The sequence below is a fragment of the Maribacter sp. genome, from assembly GCF_039968975.1.
Classification (GTDB): Bacteria; Bacteroidota; Bacteroidia; order Flavobacteriales; family Flavobacteriaceae; genus Maribacter.
This window is the reverse complement of the sequence record NZ_JBDVOT010000045.1, coordinates 1-17,625: the sequence shown is the minus strand read 5'-3', so window position 1 is coordinate 17,625 and position 17,625 is coordinate 1. Positions and strand designations below refer to the sequence as shown.

The following is a 17,625-nucleotide window of genomic DNA, read 5'->3' as shown; positions in this document are numbered from 1 at the left end:
CGAAAATAGCAGCAAAGAAGACAAAGCTTTCTACCTGAAATTCTTAGTTCATTTAATTGGTGATCTACACCAACCTATGCACGTAGGTAGGGCAGAAGATAAAGGTGGTAATGATATACAATTGCAATGGTTTGGTAGTGGTACGAACTTACATAGGGTGTGGGACTCAAATCTTATTAACGAAAATGGAATGAGCTTTACAGAGCTTGCAACTGAATACCCTGACATGTCAAAGCAGCAAATAAAATTTCTACAAAGCGGTAGTTTACTTGATTGGGTAGAAGAATCTCATTTATTGGCAGAAAAAGTTTATGCCTCTGTAGAGTCAGGTGAAAAACTAAGCTACCGTTATAGTTACGATTGGTGGCATACCGTTGAAGATCAGTTGCAAAAAGGCGGAGTTAGGTTAGCAGCCGTTTTAAACGAGACCTTTAAATAAGTTTACTGACTATCGTTTAGAGATTTTATTTCCGGTAATATTTCTTTGTCGGGAACATCTAAATCTGTCGGTATCTTCTGAGCGCAATTTAGCATGTTTTGTTGCACGACCTTGTACACGTTTACGCCACATTCTAAAACTACTTGGTTTCATTTCGCGACGCATGACCTCAATAGTCTCTTGTTCGCTAATGCCAAATTGAAAAGTTATGGCTTCAAATGGTGTACGGTCTTCCCATGCCATTTCAATAATACGGTCTAATTCTATTTCTGTAAATTCTTTTATCATAGCGATATAAAGGTACTACATGAAAATAAATTGTGAAGAATGCGTTTCCATTTTTTTATAACTCAAAAAGAAATGGTTTAAAAAAAGTAATCCGGATAGTGATTTTGAACACCATCCGGAAGCTTTAAAAATATAGTACTATATATAAGGTATAAGAATTACACTAAAACGTTCTTTAATTCATTTCTGTACTCCGAAGGATTTTGACCTGTAAATGCTTTAAAAGATTTGTTGAAGTGAGAAAAGTTATTGAACCCGCATTCAAAACAAACCTCAGTAATACTCATAGGCTTTTCAGCAAGTAGTTTAGAAGCATGTACTAATCTATATTCATTAACGAATTGCACAAAGGTCTTATTTGTAATTTTTTTAAAGTACCTACAGAAAGAAGGTATGGTCATACTTACCATAGAAGATATCTCTTCTAGCGTCAACTCTTCTTTAAAATTATTTTTAACGTGATTGAATACGATATTAATACGGTCATTATCTTTAACGTCGGTGGTAAAAGAAAATCCTTCTGCATTCAATAATCGCTTGTCATCTGAATTGCCCAGTTCATTTAATATATTAAGGATAGATAGTAATCTTTGAAAATCTGTCTGATATTCTAGAACTTCCATCTTATCGCCAATCTTTCTTTTTGTTTTTCCAGAAAAAGCAATTCCGCCACTAGCACTGTTAAACAAGCTTTGTATTTTTTTCATTTCAGGAAGCGCAAAGAAATCTGGTCCTAAAAAATCTAATTTCATCTGTACAACAGTTTCGCTAGTGTTACCGGTAAGGGCATCGGTAAAACCACAATGTGGTAGATTACTTCCTATTAATATGAGGTCGCCGTTTGTGTAGTAAGATACATGACTACCAATTTGTCTTTTACCAGACCCACCGTTTACATATACCAATTCAAGTTCTGGATGGTAGTGCCAAAGGTTATTTTTGTTCAGTTTATGCTCATCAAACTTTTGATAAGTAAAAGAATGACCAAAATCTGGCTTAATAGCTTCAAATGTAGGTTTCTGTTTTACCATGATACAAGGGGATTATACTATAAAATTAAACCATCTATTTTCTATGTTCTTTACAAAATTAACCAAAATATGTGGAATCTTAACCAAAGGGTAATAATGAATATGTAAGGTGGTTAAAATAGCACATAAATTGGGAAAATATGATGTAGTAAGAGCTTTATAACGGCTGTATGTTTGTAGTGTAAATTATCATTAACCTTTAAATAATTTATATTATGAAAAACCTAGTAAAATTCACAACAGTTGTTGCCTTTATGTTCGCTACAGTAGCAGGCATGGCAAGAGAGCCGAAATTAAACCTATTATCTGCAGGTAAAGCCAAGAGTGTGGTTTTAACTATGAATGCATCTACTAAAGGTGTTCAGGTTAAGTTAATGGATTCTGATTTAAATGTAATTTATTCAGAAAAGATGACCGAAGGTCAGTTTAGCAAGAAATTAAATCTTAAAGATTTGACAGATGGAGTTTACTTCTTATCTGCCGATGATAATATGACAGCATATTCATATACAATCGTTTTAGATGACGATAATGTGAAAATCGTAGAATCTGATGAAGAGATCAAGCCTTTCTTTAGAAAGACTGATAACATGATCTTCATGAACTATTTAAACTTAGATAGAGCAGATATGTCTATCAAGATTTACGATACAGAAAGTAGAACAGTATTTACACAAGAAGTAGCAGATGAATTGATTGTTGAAAAAGCATTCAATTTCACAGATGCTTTCCCTGGTACTTATACGGTAACCGTTAAGTCCGCAGGTAAAACATATACAGAAGAGTTTGTTGTTAATTAAGTTGATTTAAGTTGATTTTAAGAAGGGGACGGGAGCGTCCCCTTTTTTGTTTTCTATACTTTCAAGTAAATGAAAGCCCAGTACATTAATATAAATTGTATTGGCAACCTTAAAAACAGTAACCATTTAGGAACACCGGCACTTGCCTTTTTACTAGATAACATATAAAAATGTACCAATAAGAATACGGCAAGCATTGCTATAATTCCATAAATAGATAGGTCTTTTGTTTCTTTAAAGAATAGACCCATACCTAATAAAACTTCTGCCACACCACTAAGTAAGACCAGAGTTTTGTGAGCAGGTAGGTAACGTGGCATAATTCTAAGGTAGACCTTAGGTCTTATAAAATGCATAATGCCCGCAAAAATGTAAATTGCGCCCATTAGATATAAGTGCCACGGATAAGTCATACTTTTTTAAGGTTTAAAAAATTTAAGCTTTGGTATTTGCAGAAATCCAATTCATTATTTTTTCTTCAAGTATTGCTAAAGGAACACAGCCTACTTCTAACACCTTTTCATGAAACACTTTAATATCAAAATCTTTCCCAAGATTAGCTTCTGCTTTAGCGCGAAGCTCCATAATTTTTAGCTGACCTATTTTATAAGAAAGTGCCTGACCAGGATTTGCCATGTATCTTTCTATTTCTGCAGTAATACTAGCCTCAGATTCAGCCTCGTTATCTAAAGAATATTGAATTGCTTTTTCTCTGGACCATCCTTTAGAATGTAAACCTGTGTCTACAACCAAACGAACAGCACGGTGCATTTCTGCCCCAAGCATACCAAAGTACTGATATGGGTCGGTATAAAGACCTAATTCTTTACCTAACGATTCTGTGTACAAAGCCCAACCTTCTCCGTAAGCACTGTACCATAAGGTTTTTCTAAATTGTGGTAAGTTTTCATTTTCTTGTGTAAGTGAAATTTGAAAGTGATGACCAGGAATTGCTTCATGTAAAAATAAATCTTCATCTGAATATGTGTTGTACGAAGTAACATCTGGAATAGGAACATAAAAAATGCCAGGTCTGGTTCCGTCTAAAGATCCTGGGTTATATTCCGCGCTGGCAGAAGCTTCTCTGAAAGCCTCTGTACGTCTTACCTCAAAAGGAGTTTTAGGCTGTTTGCTAAATAAAGCATTTACCTTGGGCATCATTCTTTTATGGATGTCATTAAAATTGGCAATAACCTCTTGCGGATCTTTAAAAGGCATTAACTCTTTTTTATTACGTACCTCATTGAAAAATGCCTTAAGATCACCTTTAAAACCAACTTGTTTTTTAACAGCTTCCATTTCAGCGCTAATTCTAGCCACTTCTTTCAATCCGATTTCATGAATTTCTGAAGCCGTCATGTTTGTTGTTGTATATAGCTTAATTTGATGCGCGTAATATGCATCACCGTCTGGTATACCTTGAATACCACTAGTTTCTCTACCGGCATCTAAATAGTCGGTAGCCATAAAATCATATAATTCTTTATATGCTGGTATTATTTTATTGGTGATTACTGCTGTGTAATCTTCAGTCAATTTTTTTTTGTCTGAATCTGAAAATTCAGCAGGGAAGTTATTGATTGGAGAATAGAACAGGTTTTCTTTAAGTTCAGTAGTTGCAACACTAGTTAGTTGTGGCAATACTTTTTTAATTAGAGATTTGGGTAATACATTTTTAGCCTTAATACCTGCTTGCATTTTAGATTTTGCAGAATGCAACCACACTGCGTAATCTTCTAAACGCTTACTCCAATTTAAATAATCTTCTGTAGTGTTAAATGGTTGGGCACTGGTACCACCTGCTAATTGTCCTATCATTAGGTTCATGGACCACATTTGATCAATGGGTGTGTACTTTTCAAAAGCAAGCCCTTCTAAATTAATTTCACATTCCCATTTTAAAATGGATTTGGACATCAATTCACTTTCAGAAAGTTGTGCATTGTCAAATTTTTCAGCTCTCTTTAAATAGGTTTGGTAGTAATTGACCAGTTCTTTCTTATAACTGTCAGAAAGAAAATTAGGTAAAGTGTCGTTGTATTTATTATTACCTTGAAAAGTCGCGTTTAACGGATTCAATTTTAATCCGTCGTCATAATAATGAGCCAGAAGGGTCATAAAACCAATATTATGAATGGTAGGGTTAGACGAAACTTCACCATTGGTTCTAAGTTGCGCTTGAGTATATAGCCCAATGATTAGAGCGAATGCTACAAATATATTTTTCATTAATGTATATTAAAATTAAGATAGGTATTTCTTGAATCTGTCCTTTTTATATTGTGGTACAGCTTCATTTGTCATGAACAGTTCAAGCAAATTTTTAGATTTTTCTTTTGCGAACATCAATTCATAAAATTGTTGAGAGGTAAATGTATTTTCAGATTGCTCAACTAATATCATTTCATCACCAGCAGATACAAGACCTTCTTCTAGTATTTTTACGTAAGTACCTGGATGATTATGGGTAATAAATTCTTTAAGTATTTTTTGTGTGCCAAAGCGAATACCTAGTTTGTAGCAAGGCTCGCGCGGTTGTGAAACTTGTACCAAGGCATTACCTATTTTGTAAATATCGCCAACACGTATTTTAGATTCATCAAGACCTTCAACGGTTAGGTTTTCACCGAACATGCCCCAATCCCAATCTAGTTCAGGGTAAAGTTCTTTCCAATAATCATAGTAATCGGCGGAAAAGATATAACATGCTTTATGTATGCCGCCATGGTGAACACGGTCTATAACAGTGTCATCTTTGACATCATTTTTAGTGAGAAATAAGCCCTTAGAAGTTGGGTATTTGAAGATACCGGTTTGCTCAGTAGCACCGTTCCATTCAAAAGTAACTGCATCTCCTATGTTTGTTGAAATCACCTTCATGTGGTGAAGATAAAAAAAGCACAAGTAATTATGGTAATGGGGCTTACTAAAGTTGATTAAACTATTATTAAATCGGTTAAAAACGTAGGGTATTTATTAGTAACCTATGATTTATTCGTCTGTTTGTTGCTTATTTCTAAATTCAGTAGTTAGTGTATGTGTTTTAGTTGGTTGCCACGGTGTCTTGTAATACAACGCTATGTTGTTTAATTGATGATGATTGGTTTTCTGGGAAGTACCAGAAAGGGATGGTAACTAATACTTTTTCAACGGTTTTACTTTTTGGGTCAAAATCATCTTCTTTAGTTGGACCTTTAATATTCAACATATGTTTTCCTTCTCCTAAATTTCTAATATTCAAGTAAGTTTCAAAACCTAGTAAATCTTTATTATGGTTAGAAATAACAAAATCACTTTGATATCCAATATTGTCAATTTCTAATTTATAAATGGTATTAAAAGTTTCAATATATTTAGGTAAGATTTTATCATTTTCTAATCCAGCATTAAAACCATCATTAAAGCCTTGTTTCATCTGTTCGAAAAAAGTTATTGTTAATCCTCTTTTATCGTCCTTCGGAATTAAATTTTTGTTCGCTTCGAAAATAAGACTTTCCATATTTTCATTAAATAATAAGAATACTTTTAAATACGGTGTTCTAATGGCTTGAGAAGGAATAGAAGCAATACTGATAAAATTGTTTTCTTCAATTATTTTATCCTCGTAATTATGAAAATTACTATAAGATTCAGAAGATTTTAAATCATTTGATAAGTAATTAGACTTAATCTCATCGAAGGAAGATAGGATAGCAATTACTATGTAAAATGGAATTATGAACAGGCTTAGTTTTCTGGAGAATTTATTGTCAAGAAAATTATAGATCAATGGTCTATATAGGAAAGATAGGGTTAGATAACTAAATATTTTATAAAATGGAAAGTATAACACCGAAGTCCATTTCTTTTTTTTCAAAACACCCTGGCCAATAAAATCAATAAAGACCAATATAATTCCCAAAAAAATAATAGGTGATGTTATTATTAGAATTATTTGCTTGGCTAATTTTGGTATAAAGACCATTTCTTTTAAGAAAAATACACAAACACCAAGGAAACTTAAAATAGCATAAAACGAGATAATATAAAATATCATTAAGAATGATAATGCAAAGACGACGCTACATATATTTTCTAGCTTAGAGATAAATTTATCAAAGGAACCTACTTTTGTTTTTAGATGGTTAGTGAATTTTTCAGAGTAATTTAGACTATCAAAATTAATATCTCCAGATACATAGCGTAAGCCAATTGCTCCAATCCATAAGCCTCTTAAAACGACATGTATAACTAAATTAAATATTAAGATTACTACAGCTGTATGAATTATGCTATAAAGAAAGCCATGAATTATTTTTTGAGAATTCATGGCAAGGTTTGCGTTATAACCTAAAGGTTCATAAGCAGCAAACAAACCATAAATTGCAAACCCTGAAATAATCAATTCTAATTGCCAACTTTCTTGCTGTAATGTATCTAACCACTTTTTAAACTTCGGCGAATTGTATTCCATGAATAATTTCTTTGCTGAAAGATAACAACATTTAACAAAAAAGCCACTACAAAAAATGTAGTGGCTTTTTCAAAATTATAAGAAATGGAAATTATTTCACCATCTCGTAGCTACGCTTAATAAACTCGGTTAAAGCTTTACCTTTAAGTAAGCCTTTAGATAACTTCGCCAAGTCTAGTGATTGATTGATCAATCGCTCTTTTTTCTTTACTGTCTTGGTATTTAAAAACTCACTAACCAATGGGTGATTGGTGTTTACAATAAGGTTGTACATTTCTGGCATAGAACCCATGCCAAACATACCACCGCCACCGCCGGTTTGTTGCATTTCTTTCATACGACGCATAAACTCAGGCTCAGTAATCGTAAACGGAGAAGAATCACTATCCATAGCTTCTAGCTGAACAGTAAAGCTTTTATCTGTAATCGCTTCTTCTAATTCTTTCTTCAAAGTCTCTTTTTCTTCTTCAGATAATTTAGAGATTTGAGTTTCTTCTTTCTGGATCAATTTGTCAATATGATCAGCATCTACACGAGCAAAAGAAATATTCTCTTTAGAACCTTCTAGCTTTTGCATTAAGTGACCGATAATTGGCGAATCTAATAACAATACTTCATAACCTTTAGCTTTTGCAGTTTCAATGTAACTGTGTTGCGCTTCTTTGTCAGATGCATAAAGAATAACTGTTTTTCCGTCTTTGTCTGTTTGTGTGTCTTTTATTTTCTCTTGTAACTCTTCAAACGTAAAGTAAGAACCGTCTACTGTTGGGTAAAGAGCAAACTTGTCTGCTTTGTCAAAGAATTTATCTTCAGAAAGCATTCCGTATTCAATAACGATTTTAATATCGTTCCACTTCGCTTCAAACTCGGCACGGTCATTTTTGAACAGTGAGTTCATTTTGTCGGCTACCTTTCTAGTGATGTAAGAAGATATTTTCTTTACGGCACCATCTGCTTGTAAGTATGAACGAGATACGTTTAACGGAATGTCTGGAGAATCTATAACACCACGTAACATAGTCAAGAATTCAGGAACAATACCTTCTACATTATCAGTTACGAATACCTGGTTTTGGTATAGTTGAATTCTATCTTTCTGTTGATTTAAGTCGTTAGAAAGTTTTGGAAAATATAGAATACCCGTAAGGTTAAAAGGATAGTCTACATTTAAATGAATATGAAACAAAGGCTCTTCAAACTGCATTGGGTAAAGCTCTCTGTAAAAACTTTTATAGTCTTCTGGCTTTAAATCTGCAGGTTGCTTTGTCCATGCTGGGCTAGGGTTGTTAATAATATTGTCAACCTCTTGCGTTGGTGCAGGATCTTCTTCTTTTGCCCCTTCAGGTTTTGGTAAGGTTTCAGTCTTCATTCCAAATTTAATTGGAATAGGCATGAACTTGTTGTACTTACTTAATAGCTCGTTTATTTTACCATCTTCTAAAAACTCGGTAGAGTCATCTGCAATGTGAAGAATAATTTCTGTACCACGGGTTTCTTTTTCAGCAGGTTCCATAATAAACTCAGGAGAACCGTCACAAGACCAATGAACCGCTGGTTCATCTTTAAAACTCTTGGTAATAATCTCTACTTTATGGGCAACCATAAAGGCAGAATAGAATCCAAGTCCAAAATGACCAATAATTCCTGAATCTTTAGCAGAGTCTTCATACTTGTTCAAGAACTCTTCAGCGCCAGAAAAGGCTACTTCATTAATATATTTCTTAACTTCTTCTTCTGTCATACCAAGACCTTGGTCAATGATATGCAGTTTTTTTCCTTCTTTGTCTGCTTTAACCTCTATTATAGGGTTACCATATTCAACCTTTGCCTCGCCAATAGTGGTCAAGTGCTTCATTTTTAAGGTTGCATCTGTTGCGTTTGAAATTAATTCTCTTAGAAAAATTTCATGATCACTGTACAAGAACTTCTTGATCAATGGAAAAATGTTGTCTACGGACACATTAATTTTACCTGTTGCCATTTCTTATATTTTTTATGCCACAGTCAGTGCGGCCATTGTTAATAATGATTGTTCGTTGCTATTGGTCAAAAAAAATACCACAATAGGTTATTGTGACAAACTGACAGTTTTAGCTGTGAGAAAGTTTAACAAATATTTTTGTTTAATTAATGTTTAAAAAAGTTAAACATAATGTATATTTGTACTGTGATTATGAAAAATTGCTATGAAAAAGAATTTTACGCATAATCACATGTTGATTATTTATTGGTTAGGTTGTTTAGGAACGTGCTATCACCTGATAGCACGTTTTTATTAAATATAAGCTAATGTTTCATAAAAACTTCTAACTGTGAAATCTGCATCGTACCTTATAATAAAATAATTAGATATGTCTGCTAAAGCTAAAAAAGTAACAAAAGATTCAATCATTACTATGTTCATGGACTACGTACTTGAGCACGAGCAATTACCGAAGACGGTCTACAAGTTCTGTAAAGTCAACGCTATTGAAGAATCGGATTTTTACCTATACTACGGTTCAATCAATGCGATTAAAAAAGGAATTTGGAATACTTTCTTTGAAAACACGGTAAATGTTATTCATAAAAATGCCGAGTATCAAGAATTTACGAATAGAGATAAAATGCTCACCTTCTTTTACACCTTTTTTGAAGTACTTACTTTAAATAGAAGTTATGTATTGTTTGTCATGGATAATGCCGCAAGCCCTCTTAAAAGTTTAGAACAATTAAAGGACTTAAGAAAGAATGTAAAAGAATATGCAAAAGGTTTAATTGCCGATGGTAATGCCGATAAGAACTTGAAAATTACGAAGCATAATCCGCAATTATTTTCAGAAGGGGCGTGGTTGCAAACCATGTTTTTAATGAATTTCTGGAAATCTGACGACTCCGCTTCATTTGAAAAAACAGATGTTGCCATTGAAAAATCTGTCAATACCATTTTTGATGTATTTGATAATACACCTTTAGAGAATATTCTAGATTTTGGAAAATTCCTTTATAAAGAAAAGTTTGCCTAATCTAATACGCACAGCATGAAAACTTTAGATAAAATACCTACCGGAAAAATAGAGCGGGCAAGTAAACTGGTAAAGACCGGTGCAAAGATAGGTGGTAACTATGCCAAGTATATTGGTAAGAAAATTATTAATCCGGATACTACAAAAGATGAGTTGAATGAAGATAATGCCGCAGACATATATGACGGATTAAAATCATTGAAGGGTAGTGCGCTTAAAGTTGCACAGATGCTGAGCATGGAAAAGAATTTACTTCCAAATGCTTATGTAGAAAAGTTTTCGCTGTCACAATTTTCAGTTCCCCCTTTATCTGCTCCATTGGTTAGAAAGACATTTAAAAAGTATTTAGATAAATATCCTGAAGAGGTTTTTGATACGTTCGATAAAGATTCTATAAATGCCGCCAGTATAGGTCAAGTGCATAAGGCAACTAAAGACGGTAAGAACTTAGCTGTAAAAATTCAATATCCGGGTGTTGCCCAAAGTATAAGTAGCGATTTGGCAATAGTGAAACCTATTGCAATCCGTATGTTCAATTTACAAGGAAAAGATTCTGATAAATATTTTAAAGAAGTTGAAAATAAATTGGTTGAAGAAACCGATTATATCTTAGAAGTAGTTCAAAGTAAAGAGATTACTGAGGCGTGCAAAGTAATACCAAACATTAATTTTCCTGAATATTATGCAGACCTTTCAAGTCAGCGCATTATTACGATGGACTGGATGACGGGCAAGCATTTAAGTGAATTTACAAAAGCTGGTTTTTCTCAAGCTACCGGCAATAAGTTGGGTCAGGCATTATGGGATTTCTATATGTTTCAAATTCATGGGTTGCGAAAAGTTCATGCCGATCCACATCCAGGTAATTTTTTGGTGAATGATGATGAAGAACTTATTGCTATTGACTTTGGTTGTATTAAAGAAGTACCAGATTCTTTTTATGTTCCTTATTTTGAACTTGCAAGGCCAGAAGTGATATCAGATGATGAAAAATTCACAGAAAAACTGTACGAGCTTGAAATCTTGATGCAGACCGATACCCCGGAAGATATATTATTTTTTAAATCTATATTTCACCAATTGTTAAGTTTATTTACATCACCGTTTCATAATGAGGATTTTGATTTTGGCGATGAAGTCTTTTGGGGAAAAATAGCAGACTTAGGTGAACAATTTTCTTCGGATAAGCAAATACGTAAAATGAACGGTAATAGAGGTTCAAAGCACTTTTTGTACATGAACCGTACATTTTTTGGACTATATAATCTATTGCATGATCTTAAGGCATATATTAAGGTAAACGATTACAAGAAATATTTAAGCTAACTATTTTACTGCTCTAGCAAGCTATATGATCGTTATGTTTTCATAAAAATTTCTTAATAGTTGTTTATATTGCAACACTAATTCAACCTGAGGTTTATCAGGATTAAAATATTACTATGTATAATTCAAAAATAATCGGCTTAGGTCATTATGTACCTGAAAACGTAGTGACAAATGATGATTTGTCAAAAGTGATGGATACTAATGATGCTTGGATTCAAGAAAGAACCGGTATTAAAGAAAGAAGGCATGTAGTTAAGGGTGATGGAGACACAACCACAACTATGGGTGTAAAAGCCGCTAAAATTGCTATTGAGAGAGCAGGTATAGATAAAGACGATATTGATTTTATCGTTTTTGCCACATTGAGCCCTGATTATTATTTTCCTGGTCCTGGTGTATTAGTACAACGAGATTTAGGTATTAAAACCGTAGGTGCATTAGATGTGCGTAATCAATGTTCTGGTTTTGTGTATGCAATTTCTATTGCTGATCAATATATAAAAACGGGTATGTACAAAAATGTACTTGTTATAGGTTCAGAATTACATTCTCACGGATTGGATATGACTACCAGAGGTAGGGGAGTATCTGTAATTTTTGGTGATGGTGCCGGCGCGGCAGTACTGACTAGAGAAGAAGATACTACAAAAGGTATTTTGTCTACGCATTTACATTCAGAAGGTCAGCATGCAGAAGAGTTATCTTTAATAGCGCCTGGTATGGGTAAAAGATGGGTAACGGATATCATGGAGGACAATGATCCAAATGATGAATCTTACTTTCCGCATATGAATGGTCAGTTTGTATTTAAAAATGCTGTAGTTCGCTTTAGCGAAGTCATAGTAGAAGGATTGGAGAAAAATAAATTAAATGCAACCGATATTGATTTATTGGTGCCGCATCAAGCCAATTTGAGAATATCTCAATTTATTCAAAAGAAATTTCAGCTTAGTGATGACCAGGTTTTCAATAATATTATGAAATATGGTAACACAACCGCTGCATCTATTCCTATTGCACTTACAGAAGCTTGGGAAGAAGGTAAGGTAAAAAGTGGTGACCTAGTGGTATTAGCCGCATTTGGTAGTGGTTTTACCTGGGGTAGTGTTATAATTAAGTGGTAAAAATAAAGCACCCATAGCCTAGGCTATGGGTGCTATACAGTTTTGCTTAATAAGAAAAAACCAACCAATCTTCTTTATTAAACATCCCTATATAAAGTAATAGACGTACTTATGTTCTAAATGTTACTTCAAAATTCGTTTTGAAAATAGTGAAGGGTAGTTTTTCTTACAAAATATTTAAAATGAAGAAACCCGGACATTCCAAAATAAATTGGAAGCCGGGCTTCAAATGCTGATAGGCTATACTAAACACTAACCATTAACTATAAACATATAGCGTTACCAACAATATTTTTAAACTCGTAAGAGTATCTAACTTTACTAATAGACGAAATATTGTCTTATTAGTTACATTTTAGTGCTCTTTTAACATTTTTTTATCATGAAAAAGACCCTTGTGTTCGGAGCCTCTTTAAAACCAAATCGATATAGCAACATTGCCATACATCGACTAGTAGATTCGGGTGTCGAAACCTTGGCTTATGGTTTAAGAGAAGGTGAGGTTTCTGGTGTCAATATCAGTAACACTTTAGACAAAATTAGTGATATTCATACAATAACCCTATATATAAACCCAAAAAGACAAGAAGAATATTATCAACACATCATTTCTTTGAGCCCGAAAAGGGTAATTTTTAATCCTGGAACCGAAAATCCTAATTTTTATAAATTATTAGAAAACAATGGTGTAGAGGTGGATGTGGCATGTACTTTAGTGCTTTTAGGAACTCGTCAATATTAAGCGATATCATTGATTTTGGGAGCTACATTTTTTTTACGAATGAGCCATAATCCTATAAAGGTTAGCAGACCGTTCAAGGGTAAAAGTTCATAACCGAAGATGTAGCCACCAAAATAAGAACTGGGTAGTTTTGCTAAAACAAGAATAATTGTCACACAAACTAGTGCAACGATCCAAACATATTTGTCTTTAATTTGGTGCTTGGTAAATATGCCGAAAGAGAATAATCCCAATAATGGACCATAGGTGTAAGAAGCAACGGTAAGAAGACCATCAATTACATTTTTATCCAATATATACTTAAAAGAAATTACCACTAGAATCAATAAAACGCTCATGCCAATGTGCGTAATTCTACGAGTCTTTTTTGCTACTTGTTCAGTTTTCTTTTCTGTGTCAAGAAAATCTACGCAGAACGAGGTGGTCAACGAAGTAAGGGCGCTATCGGCACTACTGTAGGCTGCGGCAATTAAACCTAACATAAAAGTAACGGCTACGGTTATACCTAGACCACTGTTTAGCGCAATTTCAGGAAATAGAAGGTCAGATTTGGGAGACCCGTCCATTAAGGGTAGCGCTATATTGTGCGCATCTGCATAAATGAAAAGTAGTGCGCCTAACAGCATAAATATAAAAGTGACTACGACCAATACAATACTAAAGCTAACCATGTTTTTTTGGGCTTCACCTAAATTTCTACACGTTAAGTTTTTTTGCATCATATCTTGATCAAGTCCTGTCATACAAATGGTAATGAACATTCCGCCCAAAAATGATTTTACCAAATGGTTTTTAGAAGAAAGGTCATCGGTGAAAAATGTTTTGCTGTACTGTCCTAATTCAGGGGAGTTTAAAAACTCAATGAATGTCCAGTTCATTTTATCCAATATAAAATAGATAGAGAGTCCCACGGAAACTAGCATGAATAAGGTCTGTAGGGTGTCCGTCCAAACTATAGTCTTTATTCCGCCTTTAAAAGTGTAAATCCAAATTAATAGAATAGAGAGAATTACGGTAATTTCAAATGGTACATTCCATGCATCGAATACAAACTGTTGCAAAACAATAGCGACTAGGAACAGACGAAATGCCGCCCCAAGAACACGAGAAATGAAAAAAGAGATTGCACCTACTTTGTAGCTAACAAAGCCAAACCTATTATCTAAGTACTCATAAATTGAAGTTACGTTTTGTTTGTAGTAAATAGGTAGAAGTACAAAGGCAGTAACCATATAGCCAAGAAAGTACCCAAATACCACTTGCATGTAACTAAACTGCGAAGCATCTACCCAGCCAGGTACAGAAATAAATGTCACTCCGGAAAGTGATGCTCCTACCATGCCAAAAGCCACCAAGTACCAAGGTGATTGCTTACCGGCTTTAAAAAAATCTTCGTTAGAGTCATTTTTACCAGTGAAGTATGAAATGACCAAGAGTAAAACAAAGTAACCGGTAATCAATAATAAGATATGAGAGGCGTTCATGCTGTAAAATTTGCGGCAAATTACAAAAAGTTAGAGGAGCTAATGTGATAATTTGAAATCTTGAGGCTTAATTTGAGAATACTTCAATTAAGTACTGATAAAGCTAGTTAGGATTTTATTCCCGATTTTATTTTGATACCTTTTCCAATATCAAATTTCAAATAAAATTTATCATGAATAAGATGTGTCTTTTAAAAAACAAAACCTTTAGTAGTTTGCTAATATTAGGCTTGCTATCAATTACGGCGGTTACGGGTCAAGAAAGTTTGATTTCAAATAAGAAAATTGATAAAACGGTCAAAAAACTTTTAAAAGAGAAAAAAATAAAAAATTCTTTTGAGTTTATTGATGATTTTGAGAGTGAAACAGAACGTGATTTGATTACGTTAACTGAAATTCCTGCTCCGCCATTTATGGAAAAAAAGAGGGCTGAAGCATTCAAAAAGATGCTTATGGAAGCAGGATTGCAAGAGGTCACAATTGATGAAGTAGGGAATGTAATAGGAATTAGGAGAGGAATAGAAGGCGGTAAGGTTATTGTATTAGATGCTCATTTAGATACTGTTTTTCCAGAGGGTACAGATGTGAAAGTTATAAGGAAGGGCGATACGTTGGTTGCACCTGGTGTGGGTGATGATACCCGAGGTTTAGCAATGTTGTTAACTGTTATTAAGTCAATGGACAAAGCAGAAGTCAAAACTAAGTCTAATATTTGGTTTGTCGGTTCGGTAGGTGAAGAAGGATTGGGTGATTTACGAGGAGTAAAACATTTATTCAGAGAAGGAGCTGAAAAAATTGATTCTTGGATATCTATCGATGGTGGTACAGTTGGTAGAGTTAATAATGCTGCGTTAGGTTCAGTAAGATATAAAGCTCTGTTTACAGGTAAAGGAGGTCATTCATGGGGTGCATTTGGTTTAGCAAATCCACATCATGCCCTTGGCTTCGCTATAATGGAATTTACTGAAAATGCGAAGAGATTTACCGATGAAGGTGCAAGAACCAGTTTTAATATAGGTAGAATTGGAGGAGGGACATCAGTTAATTCTATTCCTTTTGAATCTTGGATGGAGGTTGATATGAGATCAATTGATAGTAATCGATTAAAAGACGTAGAAGCTATTTTTAAAAAATCAATGGAAACTGCTTTAAAAAAATATAATAATACGGGTATTGAAGATAAAATTTCAATGGAACTCATAAAAATTGGCGATAGACCATCAGGTCAACTTTCATTGGAAACTCCTTTGGTAAAACGTGCAATAAGTGCAACCAGTATATTTGGATATGAGCCAAGTTTAACTAGAGGGTCCACAAATAGTAATATTCCTATTTCTATGGGTATACCGGCAATAACAATTGGTAGGGGAGGTATTGGCGGAGGTGCACACTCACTTCATGAATGGTGGCTCAATAAAAATGGTGCAGAAGCAATTAAACTTGCAATGTTACTTACGGTTATGGAAGCTGGTTTTGTAAAATAGCTTTCGGATATTGAATTTAATAGTTGTTTTTAAATGTTAAATAATTTTATGAAATCCTTAATGATCGATTTTCAAGTTTAATCGTAAATTTATGGCCATATTAGCCTATGGATTTTTCATCAAAATTATTGGAAAACGCAGTGTATGAAGTTTCACAGTTACCTGGTATTGGTAAACGAACTGCATTACGTTTGGTTTTGCACTTGTTGAAACAGCCAGAGCAACGCACGGAAAACCTTTCTACGTCTTTGATAGATTTAAGGGGTAAAATTCAATTTTGTGAGAATTGCCACAATATTTCAGATACTACAATGTGTGAAATATGTGCAAACCCTAAGAGAGATAGTGCATTGGTATGTGTAGTTGAGGATATTAGAGATGTAATGGCTATAGAAAACACTGGGCAGTTCAGGGGAAAATATCATGTGCTAGGTGGTAAGATTTCGCCAATGGAAGGTATAGGACCTCAAAATTTGAAAATAGGAACCTTAATTGATAAAGTAAGAAAGGGCGTAATAAAGGAGTTAATTTTTGCGTTGAGTTCTACTATGGAGGGCGATACTACCAATTTTTATATTTTTAGACAGCTAGAGGGCTTAGATGTAAAAACATCTACGATAGCAAGAGGAATAGCCGTTGGTGATGAGCTGGAATATGCAGATGAGGTCACTCTTGGAAGAAGTATCTTAAATAGAGTGCCATTTGAAGGGTCGTTACGACAAGATTAACGTCTATTTTTCGTTTAAATATCAATAAAAAGGTATTTATTTTATTATTTTTGCAAAAAACATAAACAAAACAAGCTTTAAATTATCGATATGTCAAAATTTGAATTGAAACTACCACGTATGGGAGAGAGTGTTGCAGAAGCAACATTGACGTCATGGTTGAAAGAGGTAGGCGATACGATTGAGATGGATGAGGCCATTTTTGAAATTGCTACGGATAAGGTTGATAGTGAAGTGCCAAGTGAAGTTGACGGTGTTTTAATTGAAAAATGCTTTAATGTTGATGATGTTGTTGAGGTAGGGCAAACTGTAGCTATAATTCAAGTCGGTAGTGATGTTGATATTAGTGATGTTGCGGATACTGTTCATGAAGTAGAGGAGCCGGAGCCGGTTCTTCAGGAAATGGTGGCTGTAGCAGAATCAGCGGTAATGCATGCAAGGGCAGAGACATCTACTGTTCAATTAAATGGAACTTCTGATCGTTTTTATTCTCCGTTGGTTAAGAACATAGCAAAAGAAGAAGGTATTTCTTTTGAAGTACTAGAAAGAATTCCTGGAACAGGAAAAGACGGTAGGGTTACTAAAGATGATATATTAAACTACGTTAAAACCGAGGATAGTAAACCTGTTGAAAAAGTTGCTACTCCAGAAAGAGTAGTTGTGCAAGATAAGGTAGAGGCACCGATTAAGGTTACTGCGCCAGTACCTGCGCAAGAGA

17 protein-coding genes are annotated in these 17,625 nt (G+C 34.1%); 9 read left to right on the top strand and 8 right to left on the bottom strand.

From position 1 onward, the window contains the following. A partial coding sequence (locus ABJI11_RS03025; protein ID WP_348349298.1) for a S1/P1 nuclease occupies positions 1 to 439 on the top strand: 439 nt, incomplete at its 5' end. A gap of 9 nt (positions 440 to 448) precedes the next feature. Here ABJI11_RS03025 and ABJI11_RS03020 read toward each other — a convergent pair. Together ABJI11_RS03020 and ABJI11_RS03015 are read right to left on the bottom strand one after the other, a co-directional pair. Then, positions 449 to 727 carry a TIGR03643 family protein gene (locus tag ABJI11_RS03020; protein ID WP_348349296.1) on the bottom strand — a complete coding sequence of 93 codons (279 nt, stop codon included), beginning with the start codon at positions 725 to 727 and terminating at the stop codon, positions 449 to 451. Positions 728 to 885: 158 nt separating this feature from the next. Further along, complete coding sequence (locus ABJI11_RS03015) at positions 886 to 1,758, bottom strand: AraC family transcriptional regulator (RefSeq protein ID WP_348349294.1); 873 nt, start codon at positions 1,756 to 1,758, stop codon at positions 886 to 888. A gap of 215 nt (positions 1,759 to 1,973) precedes the next feature. Here ABJI11_RS03015 and ABJI11_RS03010 point away from each other — a divergent pair, with 215 nt between their 5' ends. Beyond that, positions 1,974 to 2,558 (top strand): hypothetical protein, encoded by a 585-nt coding sequence (locus ABJI11_RS03010; protein ID WP_348349293.1) that lies wholly within the window; start codon positions 1,974 to 1,976, stop codon positions 2,556 to 2,558. A 53-nt stretch (positions 2,559 to 2,611) separates the two neighbouring features. Here ABJI11_RS03010 and ABJI11_RS03005 read toward each other — a convergent pair whose 3' ends face one another. The 5 genes from ABJI11_RS03005 to htpG all read right to left on the bottom strand — a co-directional run bounded on the left by ABJI11_RS03005 (position 2,612) and on the right by htpG (position 8,992). Next, complete coding sequence (locus ABJI11_RS03005) at positions 2,612 to 2,971, bottom strand: MauE/DoxX family redox-associated membrane protein (protein ID WP_348349291.1); 360 nt, start codon at positions 2,969 to 2,971, stop codon at positions 2,612 to 2,614. Between the two features lie 22 nt (positions 2,972 to 2,993). After that, positions 2,994 to 4,787, bottom strand: a complete 1,794-nt coding sequence (locus ABJI11_RS03000) for a DUF885 domain-containing protein (RefSeq protein WP_348349289.1) — start codon at positions 4,785 to 4,787, stop codon at positions 2,994 to 2,996. Positions 4,788 to 4,802: 15 nt separating this feature from the next. Next, positions 4,803 to 5,438, bottom strand: coding sequence for an MOSC domain-containing protein (locus tag ABJI11_RS02995; RefSeq protein WP_348349287.1), 636 nt, complete (start codon positions 5,436 to 5,438; stop codon positions 4,803 to 4,805). A 163-nt stretch (positions 5,439 to 5,601) separates the two neighbouring features. Beyond that, positions 5,602 to 7,011: a hypothetical protein gene (locus ABJI11_RS02990; RefSeq protein ID WP_348349285.1), complete on the bottom strand. Its 1,410-nt coding sequence runs from the start codon at positions 7,009 to 7,011 to the stop codon at positions 5,602 to 5,604. A 91-nt stretch (positions 7,012 to 7,102) separates the two neighbouring features. Continuing rightward, positions 7,103 to 8,992: a molecular chaperone HtpG gene (htpG, locus tag ABJI11_RS02985; protein WP_348349283.1), complete on the bottom strand. Its 1,890-nt coding sequence runs from the start codon at positions 8,990 to 8,992 to the stop codon at positions 7,103 to 7,105. A 370-nt stretch (positions 8,993 to 9,362) separates the two neighbouring features. Here htpG and ABJI11_RS02980 point away from each other — a divergent pair, with 370 nt between their 5' ends. The 4 genes from ABJI11_RS02980 to ABJI11_RS02965 all read left to right on the top strand — a co-directional run bounded on the left by ABJI11_RS02980 (position 9,363) and on the right by ABJI11_RS02965 (position 13,211). Continuing rightward, positions 9,363 to 10,016 (top strand): TetR family transcriptional regulator C-terminal domain-containing protein, encoded by a 654-nt coding sequence (locus tag ABJI11_RS02980; protein ID WP_348349281.1) that lies wholly within the window; start codon positions 9,363 to 9,365, stop codon positions 10,014 to 10,016. 15 nt (positions 10,017 to 10,031) lie between these two features. Then, entirely contained in the window at positions 10,032 to 11,342 is a 1,311-nt protein-coding gene (locus ABJI11_RS02975) for an AarF/ABC1/UbiB kinase family protein (protein ID WP_348349279.1), read from the top strand. Positions 11,343 to 11,458: 116 nt separating this feature from the next. Continuing rightward, entirely contained in the window at positions 11,459 to 12,469 is a 1,011-nt protein-coding gene (locus ABJI11_RS02970) for a beta-ketoacyl-ACP synthase III (RefSeq protein ID WP_348349277.1), read from the top strand. Between the two features lie 382 nt (positions 12,470 to 12,851). Further along, positions 12,852 to 13,211, top strand: a complete 360-nt coding sequence (locus ABJI11_RS02965) for a CoA-binding protein (RefSeq protein WP_348349275.1) — start codon at positions 12,852 to 12,854, stop codon at positions 13,209 to 13,211. Here ABJI11_RS02965 and ABJI11_RS02960 read toward each other — a convergent pair. Further along, positions 13,208 to 14,695 (bottom strand): sodium:solute symporter, encoded by a 1,488-nt coding sequence (locus ABJI11_RS02960; RefSeq protein ID WP_348349274.1) that lies wholly within the window; start codon positions 14,693 to 14,695, stop codon positions 13,208 to 13,210. The genes ABJI11_RS02965 and ABJI11_RS02960 overlap by 4 nt on opposite strands. A 173-nt stretch (positions 14,696 to 14,868) precedes the next feature. Here ABJI11_RS02960 and ABJI11_RS02955 point away from each other — a divergent pair, with 173 nt between their 5' ends. From ABJI11_RS02955 to ABJI11_RS02945, 3 genes are all read left to right on the top strand, one after another. After that, positions 14,869 to 16,179: a M20/M25/M40 family metallo-hydrolase gene (locus ABJI11_RS02955; RefSeq protein WP_348349272.1), complete on the top strand. Its 1,311-nt coding sequence runs from the start codon at positions 14,869 to 14,871 to the stop codon at positions 16,177 to 16,179. 107 nt (positions 16,180 to 16,286) lie between these two features. After that, entirely contained in the window at positions 16,287 to 16,907 is a 621-nt protein-coding gene (gene recR, locus ABJI11_RS02950) for a recombination mediator RecR (protein WP_348349270.1), read from the top strand. Between the two features lie 90 nt (positions 16,908 to 16,997). Next, positions 16,998 to 17,625: biotin/lipoyl-containing protein (locus ABJI11_RS02945; RefSeq protein WP_348349268.1), on the top strand; the 628-nt coding region annotated here is incomplete at its 3' end.